Below are 830 nucleotides of genomic sequence, written 5' to 3'. Positions count from 1 at the left end.
GGTTATACCGGAAGAAGCTATGATTGCCGGTTTTTTGGCTAGTGCTTGCCGCTATTTATAATGTGGAGAGTGAGAGCGTTTATGAAAAAAGAACTTCGTTACACTTGCTTACATTGTTTTTGTAAAAAAAACTAAAGTAATTCTAAGGAGTGCCGTTAAGTGATGTAACAAGCGGTCGAGAGCGTGCTTTACAAAGCATGATGTACTTCAAAATCTCGTTCGTTTACTTGCAAAATTGATCGGAGAAACGACATGCCTCAAATAATTAATACTAATATCGCGTCTTTGAATGCTCAGCGCAACCTAGACAAATCTCAGAATGAACAGAGTGTTGCTTTACAGCGTTTATCATCTGGTTTGCGTATCAATGGCGCAAAGGATGATGCGGCAGGTTTGGCGATTTCAAACCGAATAGATGCTCAGGTTCGTGGTCTAAATGTAGCAAACCGAAACGCAGGTGATGGTGTATCGCTAGCACAGACAGCTGAAGGTGCATTGAACAGTATGACAACCTCCTTGCAGCGTATGCGTGAACTAGCATTGCAGTCTGCAAACGGTACGAATACATCATTGGAACGTTCTTCACTGCAAGAAGAGGTTGAGCAGCTTAAAACCGAGATTGCGAGTATCGCAGAGAAAACAAACTTTAACGGTCAGAACCTTTTAGATGGTTCTTTCCAGGGTACTAGTTTCCAAACAGGTGCAAACGTTGGTGATCGAATAGACGTTTCAATCTCTGAGGTGTCAGAGGAAACGCTAGGTACAGATATCACATCAGGTTTGTCTTCTGTTTCATCTACCGATGCTCGTCCAGCAATGGCTGCGGGTGA

At 42.9% G+C, this 830-nt stretch carries 1 pseudogene; it reads left to right on the top strand.

Going from position 1 to position 830, the window contains the following annotated elements:
• Positions 1-252: 252 nt before the first annotated feature.
• Positions 253-830: pseudogene (locus A3757_RS02030) on the top strand (flagellin); the annotation flags it as partial.

It is taken from the genome of Oleiphilus sp. HI0117 (assembly GCF_001635235.1).
The sequence above is the reverse complement of the archived record's forward strand: the minus strand, read 5'-3'. Positions and strand labels throughout refer to the sequence as shown.